The organism is Bacillus sp. LQ16 (assembly GCF_057784645.1).
In genome coordinates this window covers 3,475,976-3,497,775 of record NZ_CM173491.1, presented here as the reverse complement: position 1 = coordinate 3,497,775, position 21,800 = coordinate 3,475,976, and the positions used below count along the sequence as shown (strand labels likewise).

17 protein-coding genes are annotated in these 21,800 nt (G+C 35.8%); 13 read left to right on the top strand and 4 right to left on the bottom strand.

The window, feature by feature from the left end; genetic code table 11:
- Window positions 1–43: 43 nt before the first annotated feature.
- The gene (locus AC3EMB_RS17480) at window positions 44–1,750 is read left to right on the top strand and encodes a peptide ABC transporter substrate-binding protein (protein ID WP_053563837.1); all 1,707 of its coding nucleotides are present in this window, start codon (window positions 44–46) and stop codon (window positions 1,748–1,750) included.
- Between the two features lie 115 nt (window positions 1,751–1,865).
- A complete protein-coding gene (locus AC3EMB_RS17475; protein ID WP_000828255.1) occupies window positions 1,866–2,585 on the top strand; it encodes a class I SAM-dependent methyltransferase in 720 nt (239 codons plus the stop codon).
- Window positions 2,586–2,625: 40 nt separating this feature from the next.
- Here the strand turns inward: AC3EMB_RS17475 and AC3EMB_RS17470 are convergent, their stop codons facing one another.
- Window positions 2,626–3,021 carry a hypothetical protein gene (locus tag AC3EMB_RS17470; RefSeq protein WP_053563839.1) on the bottom strand — a complete coding sequence of 132 codons (396 nt, stop codon included), beginning with the start codon at window positions 3,019–3,021 and terminating at the stop codon, window positions 2,626–2,628.
- A gap of 134 nt (window positions 3,022–3,155) precedes the next feature.
- On the opposite strand from AC3EMB_RS17470, the gene AC3EMB_RS17465 reads away from it, so the two are divergent.
- The 6 genes from AC3EMB_RS17465 (at window position 3,156) to AC3EMB_RS17440 (ending at window position 11,775) form a co-directional block, all read left to right on the top strand.
- A complete protein-coding gene (locus AC3EMB_RS17465; RefSeq protein WP_000842905.1) occupies window positions 3,156–3,491 on the top strand; it encodes a hypothetical protein in 336 nt (111 codons plus the stop codon).
- 71 nt (window positions 3,492–3,562) lie between these two features.
- Complete coding sequence (locus tag AC3EMB_RS17460) at window positions 3,563–3,901, top strand: VOC family protein (protein ID WP_488517190.1); 339 nt, start codon at window positions 3,563–3,565, stop codon at window positions 3,899–3,901.
- Window positions 3,902–4,157: 256 nt separating this feature from the next.
- The gene (locus AC3EMB_RS17455) at window positions 4,158–6,254 is read left to right on the top strand and encodes a vWA domain-containing protein (protein ID WP_063548312.1); all 2,097 of its coding nucleotides are present in this window, start codon (window positions 4,158–4,160) and stop codon (window positions 6,252–6,254) included.
- Between the two features lie 79 nt (window positions 6,255–6,333).
- Complete coding sequence (locus tag AC3EMB_RS17450) at window positions 6,334–9,696, top strand: tubulin-like doman-containing protein (RefSeq protein WP_000175110.1); 3,363 nt, start codon at window positions 6,334–6,336, stop codon at window positions 9,694–9,696.
- 57 nt (window positions 9,697–9,753) lie between these two features.
- Window positions 9,754–9,894: a hypothetical protein gene (locus AC3EMB_RS17445; RefSeq protein WP_001116193.1), complete on the top strand. Its 141-nt coding sequence runs from the start codon at window positions 9,754–9,756 to the stop codon at window positions 9,892–9,894.
- A gap of 498 nt (window positions 9,895–10,392) precedes the next feature.
- A complete protein-coding gene (locus tag AC3EMB_RS17440) occupies window positions 10,393–11,775 on the top strand; it encodes an APC family permease (RefSeq protein WP_000051664.1) in 1,383 nt (460 codons plus the stop codon).
- A 74-nt stretch (window positions 11,776–11,849) separates the two neighbouring features.
- Here the strand turns inward: AC3EMB_RS17440 and AC3EMB_RS17435 are convergent, their stop codons facing one another.
- Genes AC3EMB_RS17435 through AC3EMB_RS17425 form a run of 3 tightly spaced genes read right to left on the bottom strand, consistent with a single transcriptional unit; the run spans window position 11,850 to window position 15,619 of the window.
- Complete coding sequence (locus tag AC3EMB_RS17435; protein ID WP_095690396.1) at window positions 11,850–12,986, bottom strand: Ger(x)C family spore germination protein; 1,137 nt, start codon at window positions 12,984–12,986, stop codon at window positions 11,850–11,852.
- The gene (locus AC3EMB_RS17430; RefSeq protein WP_095690397.1) at window positions 12,987–14,084 is read right to left on the bottom strand and encodes an endospore germination permease; all 1,098 of its coding nucleotides are present in this window, start codon (window positions 14,082–14,084) and stop codon (window positions 12,987–12,989) included.
- Window positions 14,084–15,619, bottom strand: coding sequence for a spore germination protein (locus AC3EMB_RS17425; protein WP_488517189.1), 1,536 nt, complete (start codon window positions 15,617–15,619; stop codon window positions 14,084–14,086). Before AC3EMB_RS17425 ends, AC3EMB_RS17430 begins: the two co-directional genes overlap by 1 nt.
- Window positions 15,620–15,918: 299 nt before the next feature.
- On the opposite strand from AC3EMB_RS17425, the gene fdhF reads away from it, so the two are divergent.
- The 5 genes from fdhF to moaA all read left to right on the top strand — a co-directional run bounded on the left by fdhF (window position 15,919) and on the right by moaA (window position 21,660).
- Window positions 15,919–18,858 carry a formate dehydrogenase subunit alpha gene (gene fdhF / locus AC3EMB_RS17420; RefSeq protein ID WP_088023505.1) on the top strand — a complete coding sequence of 980 codons (2,940 nt, stop codon included), beginning with the start codon at window positions 15,919–15,921 and terminating at the stop codon, window positions 18,856–18,858.
- 12 nt (window positions 18,859–18,870) lie between these two features.
- Complete coding sequence (locus AC3EMB_RS17415) at window positions 18,871–19,353, top strand: helical membrane plugin domain-containing protein (protein ID WP_089171573.1); 483 nt, start codon at window positions 18,871–18,873, stop codon at window positions 19,351–19,353.
- 115 nt (window positions 19,354–19,468) lie between these two features.
- Window positions 19,469–19,813 carry a Na-translocating system protein MpsC family protein gene (locus AC3EMB_RS17410; RefSeq protein WP_000039582.1) on the top strand — a complete coding sequence of 115 codons (345 nt, stop codon included), beginning with the start codon at window positions 19,469–19,471 and terminating at the stop codon, window positions 19,811–19,813.
- Window positions 19,814–19,829: 16 nt separating this feature from the next.
- Window positions 19,830–20,627 carry a formate dehydrogenase accessory sulfurtransferase FdhD gene (fdhD, locus tag AC3EMB_RS17405; protein WP_000802689.1) on the top strand — a complete coding sequence of 266 codons (798 nt, stop codon included), beginning with the start codon at window positions 19,830–19,832 and terminating at the stop codon, window positions 20,625–20,627.
- A gap of 16 nt (window positions 20,628–20,643) precedes the next feature.
- Entirely contained in the window at window positions 20,644–21,660 is a 1,017-nt protein-coding gene (gene moaA, locus AC3EMB_RS17400; RefSeq protein ID WP_095690399.1) for a GTP 3',8-cyclase MoaA, read from the top strand.
- Window positions 21,661–21,800 lie beyond the last annotated feature (140 nt).

Sequence of the window (21,800 nt, the reverse complement as noted above, 5' to 3'; positions counted from 1 at the left end):
TCTCAAAGTTAGTTTCGTACATATAATTGGGGAGGGTACAAAAATGAAGAAAAAGATGAAAAAGTTTACGGCGGTTGTAGCGCCAGTATTAGCAATGAGTGTGGCGTTAACAGCATGTTCTGGATCTTCTGGTGGGGAGAAGAAAACGACTACGACGTCTAATAGTGGCGGGGAAGAGAAAAAATCCGATATTAAATATGCGGCACAGCAAGTAATGAATCGTACAGAAACGAATGAAATTCCGACGATGGATACTTCTAAAAATACAGATACGTTAGGTTCTCAAATTTTAGGAAACACGATGGAAGGGTTATATCGTCTAGATAAAGATAACAAGCCAATTCCAGCGGCGGCAGAATCTAGTACGAAAAGCGAGGATGGCAAAAAATATACATTCAAATTACGAAAAGATGCAAAATGGTCAAACGGTGATCCTGTAACAGCGAAAGATTTCGTATTTGCATGGCAACGTCTAGTAGATCCAAAAACAGCTGCTGAGTATGCGTTTATTGCTTACTATCTTAAAAATGCAGAGGCAATAAATCAAGGGAAAGCAGAAGTTTCTACATTAGGTGTAAAAGCGGTAGATGATTATACGCTGGAAGTTGAACTAGAGAGACCAGTACCATATTTCTTAAATTTAATGGCATTCGCGTCATACTATCCATTAAATGAAAAGTTCGTAAAAGAAAAAGGAGATAAATACGGTTTAGAGTCTGATACGACAGTTTATAATGGACCGTTTGTACTTACTGATTGGAAGCATGAACAAGGTTGGAAATTAAAGAAAAATGATCAGTATTGGGATAAAAAGACTGTAAAACTAGAAGAAATCAACTATAGTGTAGTAAAAGAACCAGCTACAAGAGTAAATTTATATGATACAGGTGCGATTGATTTTACACTTTTATCAGGTGAATTTGTTGATAAGTATAGAAATAATAAAGAAGAGTTTGGTGCATATTCAGAAACAAGTACGTTTTACTTGCGTCTAAATCAAAAACGTGGTGGGCAAGATACACCGTTAAAGAGTAAAAAACTACGTGAAGCAATTGCATTATCAATCGATAAGAAAGCTTTAACGAATGTCATTTTAAATGATGGTTCAAAACCAGTGGATTATTTAGTACCAAAAGGTTTAGCAGCTGGACCAGATGGTAAAGATTTCGCAGAAACGTTTAAAAATGGTTTAAAACAAGACTCTAAAAAGGCAGCAGCAGCCTGGGAAGCTGCGAAAAAAGAACTTGGAAAAGATCAAGTGACAATAGAGCTATTAAATTATGATACTGGTAATGCGAAAAAGGTTGGGGAGTATGTAAAAGATCAAATTGAAAAGAATTTAAAGGGTGTAACAGTAAATATTAAACTGCAACCATTTAAGCAAAAACTAAAATTAGAATCAGACCAAGATTATGATTTCTCATATGGCGGCTGGAATCCAGATTATGCGGATCCAATGACATATCTTGATATGTTTGAAACGAAAAATTCACAGAATCAGATGAGCTATTCAAATTCAAAATATGATGACATTATTAATAAAAGTAAGACGGAATGGATGGCTGATGCAAAAAAACGTTGGACAGAGCTAGGGAAAGCAGAAAAACTGTTACTTGAAGAAGATGTAGCGCTCGTACCTTTATATCAAAGTGGTAGATCGTATGTTATGAAACCAAATGTAAAGGGAATTGTAAAACATAATATTAGTCCGGAATATAGTTTCAAATGGGCGTATGTAGAAGAGAAATAGTAAAAGAAAAAAGCGTTTTCAAGTTGCAACATTGCACTTGAAAATGCTTTTTTTTCTGTGCACTATTTTTTTGAGGATGAATATATGTATTATAGAAAACTTGAAGGAGAGTCCTATGAAGCGAAACACATACATCGATTTCCTAGCTTATTACGGAATAGGAAGTGCTCATCCTGGTGGTTTTACGTTAACAAAACAATTGTTAGCACAACTGCCTTTTAAATATGGAGCGAATGTCCTTGAAATAGGTTGCGGTACGGGAAAAACAGCGGCATATATGACAAGGGAATTTGGTTATAAAGTAACAACTGTTGAAAAGAATGAAATTATGATTCAAAAGGCAAAAGATAGATGGTTGTTTGAAGGGTTAGATATACAATTAATTGAAGGAAGTGTAGAGCAATTACCTTGTTTGAATAACTCATTTGAGTTCGTACTTGGAGAATCAATCATCGCTTTTACAGAGAAAGAAAGGGTTATCTCGGAGTGTTATCGTGTATTACAGCAGGACGGTAAGCTTGTTGTCATTGAAATGATTATTGATAGGCACATTGATAAGGGTGAGGAAGAAAAAATCGCCCAATTATATGGCATGAAAGAACTATTAACTGAGAATGAGTGGGTACAATTATTTCAGAAAGCAAATTTTAAAAGAATTACAATTGCTGGCGGTGGCACGATTGCAGAAACGATCTCTGGCTATGTAGAAGAGCCAGAGTGGAATGTATCCTCACATATTCCGAATGAGTTATATGAGGCGTGGGTACAGCATGAAAATGTACGGCTTATGTACCAACACATTTTAGGGCATCGTATTTTTATATGTGAAAAATAAAGAAAAAGAGTTGGCTAAAGGTAGCCAACTCTTTACTATGTTAAATGAAAAATAATGCAGCTAATGTAATTCCGAAGATGAAACCAAATCCGAGTTCAACACCCCAGCCACAACCGCCGCCACCCCAGCCGCCGCCACCACAACTACCGCAACCACGGCCACCACATCCGCAACTGCTGAATCCACCACCGCATCCAAATCCGCAACTATCACATCTGCTAAGGCCGCCGCAAAGGTCACAACCACCGTTTGCATAAGCATCATAGTATCCGAATCCTGAATCAAAAGATGAGCGCTGTTGCACCGGTTCGATCCATACAGAGTTTTGTGTCAAATCGATTATTTTACCTAAATGTATACGGCCATCACGGTCTTCAATCCGAACAACTTTTCCAAAATAACGTCGGCATGTATCATAACATTTTTGTCTATGCATGTTCTTTCCTCCTTCCGCATTACAGTAATACGATATGTAAGGGGGACAAGTGCGGCTTGTACGAATGTCCTATCTATCATAATTGTTATAGGAAAGGGGAAATATAAGAAGAGGATATATAAGGAGGAAAAGGCATGAAATCTACAGATCAGTTTCAGACATACGAAGTACCGTGGGAAGAATTTATTGAAGCGTTGCGAGAGGAAATGAAGAAGCAAGTAGGGGCAGATATTATTGATACAGTAGTTTGCAATTTAGAAGATGGTTTTGAAGTGTATACATATGTGCAGGGGGATTTAGATTTTGAATATAAGGAAGGGCTTGAGAGAAAATACGGAAGTGATGCGAAGATACCTAATGTGTTAACGATAATGTTATTAGCTAGTATTTATAATACAAGTGAAGCGAATATACGCTTGCATGCGGATAATAAAGAGAATCCGATTGTTGAAGTGTATGTAAAGCAATGAAACACGCTGTGAAAAGCGTGTTTTTTATTTGTATGATAAAATGTTAGAAAATTGAGAAAGAAGGTGAAGGATTGGGAATTAAACATCTTAATTTAACAGTTACAGATGTAACAGCATCTAGAGCGTTTTTAGAGAGGTATTTTGGTTTGATTTGTAGTGGAACAAGGGGGAATGCTTTTGCAGTTATGCGTGATAATGATGGATTTATACTAATTTTAATGAAAGGAAAAGAAGTTCAGTATCCAAAAACATTTCATGTAGGATTTCCACAAGAAAGTGAAGAACAAGTAGATAAGATAAATCAAAGATTGAAGGAAGATGGATTTTTGGTGGAGCCTCCTAAGCATGTCCATGCGTATACGTTTTACGTTGAAGCACCTGGTGGATTTACAATAGAAGTGATGTGTTAAGTCAAAAATCAAACTTTTTGTTATGTGTTTTTAAAATAAAAAGTAGGAAAAGTCTGTTTTAAGCGTGGAACTTAAACAGGCTTTTTTACTTATATAATTGGATAGAGAATGCTAGAAGGAATATTACCAAGTGTATGATCTGTTTACATAATAAAGTTATGGCGAGTTAGTTGTCCTAAAATACAAGTCATATATCTTGTTTCCTCTCATAAATTTAAACATAGGAATTTGTCTACAAAGGTGGCGAAGCCTCATCATGAAAATTCGAATTTGTGCCACGTTCATGTTGTTTCTATTTATATGTTTACCTTTATCAGCTTTTGCAAAAGGAGAGGAGGCAAAGGAAAGGGTCGTTTCACTTGTATATGACGATTCGGGCAGCATGAGAAATAACGATCGCTGGAAATATGCCAATTATGCTTTGCAAAGTTTAGTTGCGCTATTAGATGAAAAAGATAAATTTTCTTACGTTCCAATGAGTAAGCCGAATGATCCATTAAACATTTCGTTAACGAAGGATAAAAGGCAAACAGAAATTGAGGGAATTGGAGCGTGGAAAACGTATTTAAATACTCCATTTAGCGCGGTAGAAACGGCGATGCAATCTATAAAAAAGGAAGCAGATATAGATGGAAAACGTGAATTTTGGCTTATTGTATTAACTGACGGGGCATTTAATGATTTAGAGAAAGATAAGGTTGGCGGAAAAGAACAAATTTTGCAGAAATTAGCCCAGTTTAAGAAAGAAATGGATGCAAAAAAGATATCGTTACACCCAGTCTTAATTACGATGGAAGAAGATTTAGGACAACAAGAAAAAGAACAATTAAACACGTTCAAAGAAATATGGAAGAAAGAGATAAATGGTGTTACTATGCCGTCAAGCGGAGAAGATGGCATTGTAAAAAGTGTAAATCAAGTGGCAGCATTAGTTGCAAATCGTGATCCATTCTCCTCTGTTGAATCGATTGTAAAAACGAAAGTAGTGGGGAAAAGAGTAGAGATTACAACACCGTTTCCATTAAAGCGTATGACGCTTGTACGACAATCGCCTTCTCTGCCTGATTATCAGGTCACACAAATTTCTAAACCATTACAATTACAATCTTCTTTTTCCATACATGCACCAGGAGAAGCAAAATTGTTCGGAAATATAGTTCATATAAGTACGGAAAATCAGGAAGTTATTAAACCAGGAACTTATACGATAGAAGTGGACCAGGACATTGAGAAAGAAGGACTACAAGTACTAGTTGAACCGGCGCTTAATTATACGGTTTCTACTTATGACAAAGATGATAGTAGTCAAAAAAATGTGGAGGAAATGTACGAAGGTGTTACTGCTGTTATTGAAGCGAAGCCTACGGAGTTGCCAGTTCAGTCTTCTTACTTTCAGGCAGAAGTAGAAATAGACGGAAAACAATATCCGATGAAGTGGGATGATAAAAGGCATGTGTTTTATTACGAAACTAAGCTTGGTAAAGGGTTAGTACGCGGGAAAGTTCATATGAATATAAAGGGGTTTTATAGACAGACAAAAGAATTTAAAATTGAAACAGCTGAGAAACCAAAATTATCACTTCAAACTGTTACAAAAGATTATGAAGAAAAAGTGACAAATTTAGAGAATAGTAAACCATTTGTTTTGCAGCCACAGTTAGATGGTAAGCCGATGACAGAAGAAGCTGTAAAAAAACTATTAAAATCTACTGGTGTCACATCTAAACAATCAATCAATTATGAAATAAAACAACATGGAAATCAGATCTATGTTTATCCTCGTCCCTATTACTCCGACACATTTAATTTTACAGATACTGGCACCGTAGAAGCTACCATCGTAATGCAAGATTCAAAATTACAAGAAGTAAAGAAAAACATAACATTCCATATTCAAGATGCTCCGTTTTATGAAAAATATGCGCTCATTTTTAAGTTTGTCATTCCTATCACTTTATTACTGCTAGTAGTAGGAATCATTGTTTTAGGATGGATTGTTCGGCCGAGATTTCACCGGAAGGCACTACTGTATTATGAATGGGATCAAGAGGTAGCGAAAGATTGGCTATATCAATCTGAGCCAGAATTACTTCGAAATAAATGGTGGAACCATTATTTTGGTATCCCATTTAGAGCAGAAAGAAAAACGGTGCAATCCGTTACGTTTATAGCGAAGAAAGGTTCGAAATCTGTCTTTGTAGCGAAAGAATCACAAGTAGTTGGAATGATTATTGATGGGATGTTTATAACAAAGGATGAAGTAGGAATGGAACATAAGACACTATATCCAAATGAACTTTTACTAATTGATAGAGGATATGGTAAGGAGATTTACAAGTACGAATGTGAATAGTAGATAGGGATAAGAAGGGGATGGAGTATTGATTCTCTTTCCCTTTTTTCAAACAAGCAAGAATAGGAAGGTGGTTCACATGACATTACAAGTTCCAACAATATTAATTGGTTTAGGTGGAATCGGTAGTACTGTGACGCATCAAATATATGAAAAATTGCCTGAAGAGCGCCGGAAAAAGGTAGCAATGCACGTATTTGATACAGATGTGAATACATTGAGTAAATTTGATCATATTCGAAAGTTTAAGACACAAACGAGTTCGAGCAAAACGCCCAGGGAGTATATTGCAGGAGATCCAACGATCCCAGAGTGGTTTCCGATGGATCCGACTATACTTGATAAACCATTAACAGAAGGAGCAGGACAGTTACGCGTCATTTCACGTTTAGCGTTACGTGCTGCGATGAAAGAAGATAAATTAACGTCCTTTTGGCAAGAAATTGAGAAAATTTTTCCGGTTACAAGTGATCAAACGGAATATGGTGTGCGTGTCATTATAGTAACATCACTAGCAGGCGGAACAGGTTCAGGGATGTTTCTGCAAATTGCATTATATTTACGTGAAATGCTTCGGAAGAAATTGCAGCATCATAACATTTTAATACGCGGTGCGTTTTTAATGCCGGATGTTTTAGTAAAGACGAGAACGGTTAGTGCGAAAGAATTTGAAACGGTGCAAGCAAATGGCTATGCATCGTTAAAAGAATTACATGCTATTACGCTCGGTTCTACTGGAGAATTATCAAAACGCGGCGGTGTAACAATTGAATTAGAGTATCGCCCTGATCAAGTAGATGAAGACGGAAGAACGAATCATACAATTAAACAACATCATTTACCGTACAATTATTGTTTCTTATACGATTACGAAAATCTACATGGACACCATTTACACAATTTATCAGACTATATGGAACAGATGGCAAATACAATTTATTTACAGTTATTTAGCCCGATGTCTACAAGTCATTTTGCACAGGAAGACAATCAAATTCAGCAATTAGCAGAATCAAGTGGAAAAGGACGATATTGCGGGGCAGGAACGGCAAAACTCATTTATCCATATGAGCATGTGTTAAAATATTGTGCTTTAAAATGGGCGGTGCAAGGTTTAGATGAATCGTGGCTGCATTTAGATCAACTGTTTCAAGAGAAGAAGCAAAGATACGACCAAGATGTAAAACGTGGGATGCAGCGTGAAAAGCCGGAGAGAGGTAAAAGTTATTTAGAGGACTTGGAGCATCTTGCTACCCGTCCAGAGCAAGCTCATATTTTCTATAGACAAATGTACAATGAAACACGTGAAGGAGCAGAGGGTGGTAAGCTCGGAGTTGCGAAATCAAAACTGTTTTTAGAAGCTGTAGAAAGTTATGTACAACGAACGGTGCAAAAAGATGAGGAATTAAATCGTCTGCAACATGAGTGTAAAATTTCAGCTGCGAAACTGAAAATGATGGAACAAATGAAAGGTGAAGTGGCAAGAGTGGATCATGCGGTTCGTTTATATGCGTATGCGATTCCGAGCCGTGTACATGAACATGTAACGACACTTTTATATGACATGATTGAATCAGATCGCTTTTCACCAAGTGGTTCTGAAGGGCAGTCCTATCAATTAAATACATGGTTTTTAAAGAAAACAGATCCAGTTCACCCAGTAGCAGCACGTTTTATGTTATATGAAATTCGAAAACAGTTAGTAGAAAAAATGAATCGACTACATGAAAATAATGAACAAAAGCGCAATGTAATTCAAAACTACGATAAAAAATTTAATGTAGGTAATATCGATGGCACGGTAACGGCTGTACGCCGAGTAGAAATTGCTCAACAACAAGGCTGGTTCGGAAAAATGATTAATAATCAGCAACGTTTATTCAAAAGAGAATTTGAAGACATCGTAACGCAATATGTACACAAATTAAATGAATATCGAAAAGAAATGCTATTAGAACTTGTGTATCAATCGCTATATCAGGCAGTTAATAAAATGATTCAATATTGGGAAAGATTTTTTGATAATTTACATGAAACACGTGAAAATTTATTGTTTGAAATCCAAAAGCGCAGTAAGGAATTTGAAGGGAAAACAAACCCGACGAATGTTTATGTATTAGCAGAGGAACAGCTGCAAGAAAAGATATGGCAAGATATGCAGCAACATTTAAATTTAGGTGTACTACCGAAAGATATATCAGCGGAAATTTATATGAGTTTGTATGGGGAATATTGTCGTGATGCGAAAACAGAAGAGATTCAGTCGAAAAAGGTAGAGGATTTCTATCGCGAACATATACTGAGCTATTGTTATGACGAACTGCAAGTACGCTATCGTGATAAATTAGAATTGAATATTATTGAAGCGTTGCGAAAAGAAGCAGATTATAAGAAACGTGATCGCGATGAATACGTGCGTGAAAAAATTGAAGACCTGTTCCATTTAGCAAGTCCATTCATTCCGAAAGTTGCTCATCATAGGGAATTACAATATTGGGGTATACATCCTTCTTTAAAGAAAGAGCTACAAGAGGAATTGATTCAAGAAATGTTTAAAGAAAAAGATACAGTACACGAAGCCTTTTCGCCATTTGAAGTGATCTGTTATCGAGCACATTATGGCTTATCGCTGCAAGATTTCCCCAAATTATCATCAGGACATATTTCAAACGGATTTATGAATGATAAAGGGGACTATTTCCAATCGTATTATCGCCGTGTAAACAAATTAAATAGTAAAAAATCTAGTTTAACGCCGCATTTAGATAAGTATTGGCACTTACCAGCCTTTATGCCAGATTTGAATGCGACTCAAACAAAATTAGATTATGATAAATGTAATCGTGCCTTACTATACGCATATATGTATCGCTGGATTAGTTTAGTTGCTGTTGATGGACAGTTTGTGTATCAATATAACGGTGTGGGACGTAGCTTTTTAATTCAGTCGATGGGGAAAAATATTTCAAGCGAAAGTTATAAATTACACAGAGCATTGCTTCATAATCCGTTTATTTATGAAAACATCTTGTCACGATTTGAAGAAGAGCAAGAAAAGGCGATGATACAAGGTGGACATTTATATACACATCCGTTCGTATTAGGAGCCCAAGATGTAAGATGGCTTAGAAAAGAACATGTCCACAATCTTTTAGACATGATTTTAATGTATGACCGTGAAGCGAAGTATGATCCGACGTTAGAAGAAACATCAGATGAATTATTAAGACTATTCCTTGATGAAATCGAGTTGTATTTCCAGAACTATTACGGTACAGGTGCTGATATGGTTGCAAAGAAAGAGAAAGAAATGTTTATTAAACAATTGTGGGATCGCTCGCATGCGAAAGGATATGTAGATCCAAATAGCGCTCCGTATAAAAAATGGCAAAATTTATTAAGTATTCAAGATGAAGAAGAAACGCCAAAAACGAATGTATAGTGAATGAAAAGGGAATCCTTAAAAGTGGCAATACAACTTTAGAAAAGAGGGATTCTGATGCCGTTTTTAGGAAGTGTATATCAAATATTTGGGTTATATCCGGAACTTTATTATGGGATGATTTCAGCAGAGTTGCAAGAGGAAGCTCAGAAGGAGCATCTTGAAAATAGTAGTGCAGAAGCTGAAGTGGAAGAATAAAAAAAGTGCAGATGAAAATCTGCACTTTTTTGTTAGTATTAAAATGGTGAAATAACCTCAAATTAATTATTATTTTTAAATAATAATTAATTTTCATTACATACAATTTTCATTACATTGTATGTAATGAAAATTGTATGAAAATCAATGTAATAAAATACATATGAATATTAAGGTGGAAAACAACAATGTTTTTAAGAAAATAATTATGTATAAAAATAACATTTGATACATAATCAACCGATTATTTTTGAGTGATTTATTATTGACAATATAATTAATTGTATGATAAATTCAATCAGCATTCTTAATAGTTTTTTGGTATGATTAATATTTTGAAAATTCAATACGGTATAAAGAGATTGAATTTTCTGTTTTTATAAGTTGGGTTACTAAGTCTATAGGGGAAGTGAACTATGTATATTTTTATTTTTAAAATAGAACAGTAATAAAGAATGTAACAAGTAAGAGATAAACTTGAAAAAGAGGTTTCAAAGAATGAGTCTTTTCATAAAGAAAGCAATGGATGAAGAAAAGAAAAAAGTATTGAATCAAACTTTAGGAGCGATTGATTTAACTCTTTTAGGTATTGGAGCAATTATTGGTACAGGTATTTTCGTATTAACTGGTATTGTAGCAGCGAAACATGCTGGTCCGGCGATTGTATTATCTTTTGTATTAGCGGCAATTATATGTGCATGTGTAGCTTTCTGTTATGCTGAATTTGCATCTACAGTTCCAGTTTCGGGAAGTGTATATTCATATACATATATGACACTAGGTGAGATTTTTGCATTTATAGTTGGCTGGTGTGTTATGCTGGAGTATTTATTAGCGACTTCTGCGGTTGCAGCAGGCTGGTCAGCATATTTTCAGTCACTGCTACTAGGTTTTAATATTCACATTCCTACGGTTTTTGCTTCGGCACCAGGAATGGGGAAGGGTGGAATCATTGATTTACCAGCAGTTCTTATTATTTTAGTTGTTACATTTTTATTAAGCCGTGGTGCAAAAGAAAGTGCACGAATTAATAATATAATGGTTATTATTAAACTGGCTGTTATTGTAGGATTTATTGTTGTAGGGACACAATATGTAAGACCAGAGAATTGGCAACCATTTCTACCGTTTGGTTTTCACGGTGTGGTAGGGGGCGCTGCTACTGTATTTTTTGCTTTTTTAGGATTTGATGCAGTTGCAACAGCCGCAGAGGAAGTGAAGCGTCCACAACGTAACGTGCCAATTGGGCTACTTGTTTCCTTGTTCATTTGTACCGTTCTATATGTAGGTGTTTCATTCGTGCTAACTGGAATGGTTCCGTTTACGGAATTAAATGTTGCTGATCCGGTTGCATATGCGTTGCGCACTGTAGGAGAAGATAGAATTGCTGGGTTGTTATCAGTGGGAGCGATAGCGGGGCTAACAACAGTTCTGTTAGTAGCTATGTTTGCATTTGTTCGTGTATCTTACTCGATGAGTCGAGATGGACTGTTACCAAAAAGACTTTCAAGTGTCCATAAACGTTTACAAACTCCATTTTTTAATACGTGGGTTACAGGTATACTAGCAGCTTTATTAGCGGGATTAGTGGATTTGAATTTATTAGCTAATTTAGTGAATATGGGAACGATAACAGCATTTGTGTTTGTATCTATAGCTGTCATTGTATTAAGAAAGACACATCCTGATATGAAGAGGCCATTCCGTGCCCCTCTAGTACCTTTTTTACCTATCGTTTCAATAGTAAGTTGTATATATTTGGCTTTGAACCTTTCTAAGCTTACTTTAATTAGTTTTGTGGCATGGATTATAATAGGCGTTTTCATATATTTTGTATATGCTAAAAAACATAGTAATGTTAGAAATGGAAATAGAGTATAGTCCATTGAAATAATACTTGTAATGGAAATGAAAACACGCTACTTATTCATATAAGAACAAGTAGCGTGTTTTTTCTATTTAATAATCCCATTTTCTAAAATTTTAATAGTTGGTGCCACTTTCACATTAGCTTTTGAAAAGGAACTTGGCCAATCATCTTCAACTTGTTTCCATTCTTTATATTGAAACGCTCTCGCATAATCACCAAATCCGAATGGATCAAGTTGCTGTTTTTGAATTTTGTGGATTAAATCGTTTAAATCATTGTTTAGTTGTTTTGTAATAAGAGAAGTTAATTTTTTTCTATCATTTTCTATATCCATGTTGAATGTAAGTTCAGATACGGCAATTTTTAAATCCATTTTAATATTAAATTTGAAGCGGTTATCGCTATAGTCTGTACCGATATCATGATTCATACTAAGAACATTTATTGTTATAAAATCGTCGCCTTTTGTATCTTTTAGATGGCTATTACTTTCAACTAAATTAGAGGGGATTTTCATTGTAAGTGAAACGGGTATATTAGCTTTCTTTTGCACCATAAGAAGAAGGGCACTTTCGTAGCGATTTAAAGACATCTTATAAGTTCCACGAGAGGTTAATAGTGCCGAACCGGTAACAATAACATCTTTCTTCCCTTTTTTTATTTCTGAAATAGCAGGAGTTACGCCTTTATTAAAAGTTTGTCTATGAAATTCATGGAATGTCGTAAACACGGTCCGATTGTATAGTTTGTTCGTATTAATTAAATCTGTTAAATATTCAGGAAGAGCAGGCTTATCTTTGAAATTATTATATATAACAGAAGAAATGGGGCCATCTACTGCAATCATGCGCATATTCCCTGTATTTTTAGGGTCGCGATACCAAACATCCAGATAAGGCATAGCTCCTTCTTGTTTTAAAAAATTCGTGCTAAACAATATAAGCTGTAACTTTTCTGTGGACACTAAACCGCTGCTTGAACTGTTAAACGTATCTTTTGCTTCTCGGGGTGTATGTACTTTCGCTTCATGAATTTCGTACTTTTTCTCTACATCTTCATTGAAAATAGGATTTACGTGATACACAATTAATTTTCCTTTTGCTTTTGCGTCAAAACCGTAAATTAATGAGATGGATTGTTTTTCTAAATCAAGCCGATCTTCACAACCTGCTAAAAAAATTATGAGAAAACAAAATATAATAAAATGAATAAAGCGTCTCATTTAAACTTTTCTCCTTTTCCAATGCTGATAAAGTGTCATGTATAAGAGAAATATAACTGGGAATAGAAAAACGATAAAATAACTAGCAGTTCCCCAAAATTCCCGCAACGCACTTATCTGATAAGAAGAAGGGATATAAAAGAATAAGATGAAAATACACCCGAATAATAAAAAATAAATAGGTAATGAACTGCCTTTTTTGTTAAGTAATTGATTAATGCCATCTGAAGCAGTAAAAATATAAGGAATACAGGAATCAAAAATAATAAAGAGATAAAATGACAAAAAGATAATTTCAAATCGCTCAAGAAATGAGAAGTGAAACGGTGTAACAAGAGAAAGAGTCGGCCATAAAAACTTTGTTATACCATCTGGACTAAAATAAATAAAAGAAACGAACGTGATTTGAAGATAAATAAATAACGTAATCAAATTTGCAATAACAATTCCTTTTTTTGCAGATGCTTTGTTAGTTAAATAAGGATAAAGGACAAACGCAAACTCGAATCCGAGAAACGCAATGATAGTTGATTTTACGGTGTTTATAATTGGTAGCCACCCTTCCTTGATAAGAGGAAGAAGATATATAAAATGCCCATCTTTAAGAGGAATAAATAATAATAATGGCATCCAAAGTGTAAAGATGACAGTGAAAACAGCAAAACGACTAATAATAAGTGCTCCTTTACATGCAAGCATAAGCATTGGAATAGATAGCAAAATCATAATTAAAGACATAGGAGATCTAGGTAAAATCCAAATATGAATAACGTATAAGAGGGAAAAAATTAAGGAAACAGCTGCGAGTACAGCATATAAAATCCAAAAAATCATTACTACTCTTCCTAGCCATTTTCCAAGATAGCGTATCAGCACATCAAGTAAAGTATATCCTGGATGTTTTTCCATGATTTTTACAATACATAGACTGACTAAAGTAGTAATGACACATCCGATAATAATAGACATCCAGCCATCTGTATTCGCTCCTTGTGCAACTTCACGCGGAAGTGTAAGTACGCCGAATCCGACTTGAACACCACTAATAGTTAAAATGTATTGAAATAAAGTGATCTCCCTCTTTGCACGTTTTGTCACTAATTCTCCTCCTTTTCTTCAACATCTCTTTGCCGGTTATCTTGTTTTAATTGTAGAGATAGTGGCCGTTTCTTCATAATTTTCCATGGGAAACGTATAAGGGTATCTTTTAAATCCGAAGCATATGACGGAGAAAAAGGACTACCATATGGTACACCAAGTGATTCCATAGAAAGAATATGGATGATAATGATTGCCATTCCAACCATAATTCCAATGACGCCAAATAAAGAGGCGGCTATCATCATTGGGAATCGAAGAAGCCGAATTCCTGCTGACATTTCTAAGTTAGGAATAATGAAGGAGGCAACCGCAGTAATTGATACGACGATAACCATAACGTTACTCACAATCCCAGCTTGAACCGCAGCTTGTCCAATTACAATTCCTCCTACGACGCCGATTGTTTGTCCAACAGGCCCAGGAAGCCGAATCGCTGCTTCTCGGAGCATTTCGAGAACTAATTCCATTAATAAAGCTTCTAATATGGGAGGAAAAGGAATTTTGGCTCGAGATTCTCCAATAGTTAACAACAATTTGAGCGGAATCACTTCATAATGGAAGGAAATCATAGCAATATAAAGAGCAGGAGCAAATATTGCAATAAATAGCCCAGTGAAACGAAGGAGTCGTATAAAAGATGGAATCATAGGTCTGAAGCTGTAATCATCTATCGTCTGAAAGAAGGATGAAAAGGTCATAGGTCCTATTAATACGCCTGGTGAGCGATCTACAACAACAGCAATTCGCCCATTCAAAATATGATGTGCTGTTGTGTCAGGACGTTCAGTGATAGACAATTGTGGGAAGAGAGTATAGGAATTATCTTCAACAAATCCTTCTAATTCACCGGTAGTAAGAATAGCATCTACTTTGATTGATTCAATGCGGCATGCCATATCTTGTACAACATCTTCGTTTGCAACATCTGCAAGATAAAGTAAAAAAACTTTAGAGGTTGCTCGTTCGCCAACAGTGAATTCCTTCACTTTTAATTCGCGATTTGGAATATAGCGACGAATAAGTGCGATACTATCACTTGCCACTTCATTAAATCCTTCGTGTGAGCTTTTTATGGAAGTCTCTGTTGTAGGTTCTTCAATACTCCTTTTTGGCGCCGCTTGCGTATCTAGTTCTAAAGCTGATAATTGCCCGTTTATAAATAAAATACTTTTGCCATGTAAGAGAGATTGCTCAATGTCTATCCACTTCTGAACTTTTTTAATATTCCCTATAGAAACAGAAGATCCCCAAAAATCATCTTCATTCCATTCTTTAAATAAGAGAGGACGAAGAATATCTACATTAATAACAGTTTTATCTACAAGCCCTTCCATATATATAAGAGCAGCTTCTTTTCCGTTTTTTAACGGGAAAGTGCGTGTAATTAATTCTGGAATACCACTAAATAATTTGGATAAGTGTTTAAGATTAAGCGGCATGGAGGAAGAAATTTCTTTATTTAATACAGTTTCAGATTGCTCATGTGTAGAGAAAGATTTTTCGCCCCTTATCCATTTTCGAAAAGATCCCATATATTCACCTTATTCCTCGTTGAACTTTATATGGGTTATTATGGATAGTTACATACAGACATATGCGCAGTTTAAAATTTATATTGTATATTTGTACATTTAACGCTATAATTATAGTGTTAAAGATGGAATCGTGATATGACCTGTTATGAATCTATCGTTTTATTTATGAATAAATGGATTGGTATTTTAGCAAGATGTGCTAATAAACTACTCCACCATGATGATAGCGTGCCCAAAATGTGGTGCGTATATTTTCGTGGTGGAGTTTTTTTTATTCTCAAAAAGGGGGAAAGACCATGAATGACAACATGGTTCATATTACAATTGACGGAAAAAAGTATACAGCGGAGCCTGGTTCAACGATATTGGGTGTTATTAATGAGAACGGGATTGAACATCCGCAAATTTGTTACGTGCCGGAAGTAGATCCTATTCAAACATGTGACACTTGTATTGTAGAAGTTGACGGAAAGTTAATGCGTTCTTGTTCGACGATAGCAACGGAAGGTATGAACGTTGAGCGTGCTTCTGTTCGCGCAAAAGAAGCACAAACAGAGGCGATGGATCGGTTACTAGAAAATCATTTATTATACTGTACAGTATGTGACAACAACAATGGGAACTGTAAACTGCATAATACAGCAGAATTAATGGAAATTGAACATCAAAAATATCCTTATGAACCGAAAGTAGATGTAAGTGAAGTTGATATGACGCATCCGTTTTATCGCTATGACCCTAATCAATGTATTGCATGCGGTCAATGTGTTGAGGTGTGTCAAAACTTACAAGTAAATGAAACGTTATCGATAGACTGGGAAGCGGAACGCCCACGAGTTATTTGGGATGAAGGAGTAAATATTAATGATTCTTCATGCGTTAGCTGTGGTCAATGTGTAACGATTTGCCCTTGTAACGCTTTAATGGAGAAAACGATGCTCGGTGAAGCTGGATTTATGACGGGATTAAAACCAGATATTCTTGAACCGATGGTAGATTTAATTAAAGAAGTTGAGCCTGGATATAGCGGTATTTTTGCGGTATCAGAAGTGGAAGCGGCCATGCGTGATACTCGTACGAAGAAAACGAAAACAGTATGTACATTTTGTGGTGTAGGTTGTTCGTTTGAAGTGTGGACGAAGGGGCGTAAAATCCTTAAAGTACAGCCATCTTCAGATGCACCAGTTAACGCAATTTCCACTTGTGTAAAAGGGAAATTTGGTTGGGATTTCGTAAATTCTAAAGAACGAATTACAAAACCTTTAATTCGTAAAAATGGAACGTTTGTTGAATCTACATGGGAAGAAGCACTGAATGTAGTTGCAAATAAATTAGGTACTATTAAAGAAGAGTACGGTAAAGGTTCTATCGGATTTATTTCTTCCTCTAAAATTACAAATGAAGATAATTATGTAATTCAAAAATTAGCTCGACAAGTATTTGGAACGAATAATATTGATAACTGCTCACGTTATTGCCAATCACCAGCAACGGATGGTTTGTTCCGTACAATTGGTATGGGCGGTGATGCAGGAACGATTAAAGATATTGCGCAATCTGGTCTTGTTATTATTGTAGGATGTAATCCGACAGAAGGTCATCCTGTTTTAGCTACACGTATTAAACGTGCACATAAATTACACGGACAAAAGTTAATTGTAGCTGATCTTCGTAAAACAGAAATGGCAGAGCGATCAGATGTCTTTATTAGTCCAAAACAAGGAACAGATCAAGTTTGGTTAATGGCTGTTACAAAATATATGATTGATCGAGGTTGGCATGATCAGGAATTTATTAATGAGAATGTAAACTTCTTTGAAGATTTCAAAGAAAGTCTAGAAGAATATACACTTGCATATGCAGAAGAAGTAACAGGTATTTCAAAAGAAACACTTATTCAAATGGCTGAAATGATTCGTGATGCAGATGGTACATGTATCCTTTGGGGTATGGGGGTAACGCAAAATACAGGTGGTTCTGATACTTCCGCTGCAATTTCAAACTTACTTCTTGCAACAGGGAACTATCGTCGTCCAGGAGCAGGTGCATACCCACTTCGAGGTCACAATAACGTACAAGGTGCTTGTGATATGGGTACTTTACCAGGATGGCTTCCAGGATATCAGCACGTTACTAACGAAATGGAACGTGCGAAATTTGAAACTGCTTACGGAGTGAAAATTGATAGTGAACCAGGTCTTAATAATATTGAAATGCTTCACGCAATTGACGAAGGAAAAATGAAAGCAATGTATCTTGTCGGAGAAGATATGGCTCTTGTAGATTCTAATGCAAATCATGTACATGAAGTGTTGTCGAGCCTTGATTTCTTCGTTGTGCAAGATGTTTTCCTTTCTAAAACTGCTCAATATGCAGATGTTGTATTACCAGCAGCGCCATCTCTTGAGAAAGAAGGTACTTTCACAAATACAGAGCGCCGTGTCCAAAGATTATATCAAGTTCTTCCTACGCTAGGAGATGCGAAACCAGACTGGTGGATCGTCCAGGAGGTTGCGAATAAACTAGGGGCAAACTGGAATTATAGCCACCCAAGTGAAATCTTTGCTGAAATGGCAAGTTTATCACCATTATTCTCGCAAGCGAACTATGAAGTGCTTGAAGGATGGAACAGTTTCCATTGGGGAAGTTTTGATGGAACAAATACACCACTTCTGTTCCAAGATGGATTTAACTTCCCAGATAAAAAAGCTCGTTTTGCAATTGCTGACTGGGTACGTCCAGCTGAATTTCCAGCTGAGTTCGACCTTCACATTAACAACGGTCGTATGCTTGAACATTTCCATGAAGGGAATATGACAAATAAATCAACAGGTATTCAAACGAAAGTACCTGGTGTTTTCGTTGAAATCTCTCCAGACCTTGCAAAAGAACGTGGCGTAAAAACAGGTTCGTTAGTTCGTCTTGTCTCTCCTTTTGGAGCATTAAAATTACGTGCACTCGTTACAGATCGTGTAAAAGCGAATGAGTTATATTTACCGATGAACTCTACAGATAACGAAACGGCAATTAATTTCTTAACAGGTCCTGCTGTGGATGTACGTACGAATACACCTGCGTATAAACAAACGAAAGTGCGTATGGAAGTGTTAGAAGTTGATGGCGAAAATCCGATGCCAAAAGCGAACCCACGCAATAAAAAACGTCACCCTCAAGCTGGAATTGAGGTACATCGTAAGTGGGCACGTCCAGGGTATGTGCATTTAACGGATAAGTAGGAGGAGAAAACTATGGCTGCACCTATAAAAATGATTCAAAAACAAGAATTAACTGAGGAAGAAATAAAACAGCAAAAATTAGATGATTTAAAGGAGCTTTTAACAAATAATGAAGAAGCTCTAAATCAGATGTTTAATATAGTAGGGGAATTAAATGACATTGGAATGCTAGAAGCTGCAAATTCTATGCTGAAAGCGAAAGAACCAATTGCAAAGATTGTTCTAGGTCAAGTAACTCGTGAGCCTGTTACAAATTTAATTAATAATATGATGGGCGCTGCAGGTGCGTTAACTGAACTTGACCCAGAACTTACGAAAAAGCTTATGGGTAGTTTATTAGTCGGGCTAGAAGAAGGTAATGAACATCTAGAAAGTAATAAAAAAGTAGGGGTATTCGATCTTATGAAAGTATTGAAAGACCCAGATATTAACCGTGCTATCGGGTTTGGGCTTCATTTCTTAAAAGGTATGGGGAAAGGGTTAAAAGACGAATAAACTTCATGAAGTGAACCTTTCCGCCTAAATATTTGTACGAAATAGTTTGGGCGGAAGGCTCATTTTGGTAAAATATATAATAAAGTAAAATGAGGCTTTTGGGAGGTATGATTGTATGTCAAAAAAAGTACATGAATTTAATGATATGATCCGAAAACTTCGAAAAGAACTTTTCGGAAAAGGACCAGAACGAATTCATACTGTTTTTGCAGAAAATATGGCTATAGCGACTCTTTATGGAAACTTAACACCTACTGAAAAATTTATTTCAAGTACGATGGACGGTGCGGAAATGGTTCATATGGCTAGAACGAAAATGATTCAAGAGGTGTATGCTGCGAATTCCCGTGAACATTTGGAGGAACTTGTTGGAGCAAAATTAGTGAATTTGTTTTCAGATATGAAAGTAGAAGAAGATATTGCAGTTTCTGTATTTGTTTTTGATAAAAATATAACGTGAGAGAAGGATACTGATCGTGAAACCGATACAGGTAGAAAGAGAAATCTTTCGTTATGAACAAGGAGCATTTAAACATATAGAGGACAGCATTGTAACAGAGTTTCCTGTCACCATTAAAATGAACGGACAGGAGTTTGTTACAATGGTTAGTACTCCAGAATATATAGAAGATATGGTAATAGGCTTCTTAGCGTCTGAAGGAATCATTCGGAAGTATGAAGATATTGATAGTGTATGGGTGCAGGAGAAAGAAGGATTTGTGCATGTAACAACGACAAAAGTAAATCCGTATTATGAACAAATGCAAAATAAACGCTATATTACGTCTTGTTGTGGTATGAGTAGGCAAGGGTTTGTTTTTGCAAATGATGCACTAAGTGCAAAAAAAATGAAGGGTGTCCATGTACAGGTTGCTGCAGAGGATTGTTTTCGGTTAATGAAAGAAATGCAGCAATCTGCGGATACGTTTCATCATACTGGTGGGGTTCATAATGCAGCTTTATGTGATGTGAATGGTATTATTTTAAGTCGAATGGATATTGGTAGGCATAATGCATTAGACAAAATTTACGGTTATTGTTTAAGAAACGATATTTCTATAAAAGATAAAATCATTGTTTTTAGTGGTCGTATTTCTTCGGAAATATTATTGAAAGTTGCAAAAATCGGTTGTGAAATTATACTATCAAAATCAGCTCCAACTGAGTTAGCTTTGCAACTAGCGGAAGATTTAGGTATTACGACAATAGGATTTATTCGTAATCACTCCTTAAATGTATATACCCATCCAGAACGTGTTTTAAATATAAAATAAAAGTGAGGCAATGAAGATGAAATCAGCTACATTAGACAAGTTGCAACGTCCGTTAAAGGATTTACGTATTTCAGTTACTGATCGCTGTAATTTTCGCTGTCGATATTGTATGCCAGAAGAAATATTTGGTCCTGATTACTCGTTTTTGTCTAATGATAAAATTTTATCTTTTGATGAAATTGAAAGGATAACACGTATTTTCGTTTCTTTAGGTGTGAGAAAATTACGGATTACGGGCGGAGAACCGTTACTTCGAAGAGGGCTTCCAAAGCTTATTGAGCGCCTTAATAAAATTGATGGTGTAGAAGATATCGGTTTAACAACCAATGGATCGTTACTTAAAAAGTTTGCTCCTGATTTATATAAGGCGGGACTATCACGTGTAACAGTTAGCTTAGATTCCTTAGAAGAAGAGCGGTTTTTCTATTTAAATGGTAATAGGAGCAAAGTGCAAAGGGTTCTGGAAGGAATACAGGCTGCAGCTGAAGTTGGAATGAAAATTAAAATAAACATGGTCGTTCAAAAGGGAAAAAACGAACAGGACATTTTGCAGATGGCGCAATATTTTAAGGAAAATAAGCATATTCTTCGTTTTATTGAGTATATGGATGTTGGAAATTATAATGGTTGGGATTTAAAAGAGGTCGTCTCTAAACAAGAAATAGCAGATACGATTCATCAAGTTATGCCGTTAGAACGGATAGAAGCAAATTATTCTGGTGAAGTGGCTACTAGGTATCGTTATATAGGAAGCGATGAGGAAATAGGTATTATTTCATCAGTAACAGATTCTTTTTGCTCATCATGTACGAGAGCTCGTATTTCTGCAGAAGGAAAATTATATACTTGCTTATTTGCTTCTAAAGGAAATGATTTAAGGGAATTGCTTCGTTCTGAACATACAGATGAGGACATTACAGATGTAGTACGCGATATATGGAATAATAGGGAAGATCGTTATTCAGATGAACGCTTAAATCATACAAATAAGAAAACAATACCTAAAATTGAAATGTCACATATCGGTGGTTAATATATAAAGCTAGCTTCATAGTGAAAAATGGAAAATTTACAAGAGTTGTGGATTTTCTATTTTATAGTAAAAGTGATGATTGATATCTCTGTAAAAGATGTGCAGAGAAATTAAGCAGCATTCAAAAACCTTTATTTTGA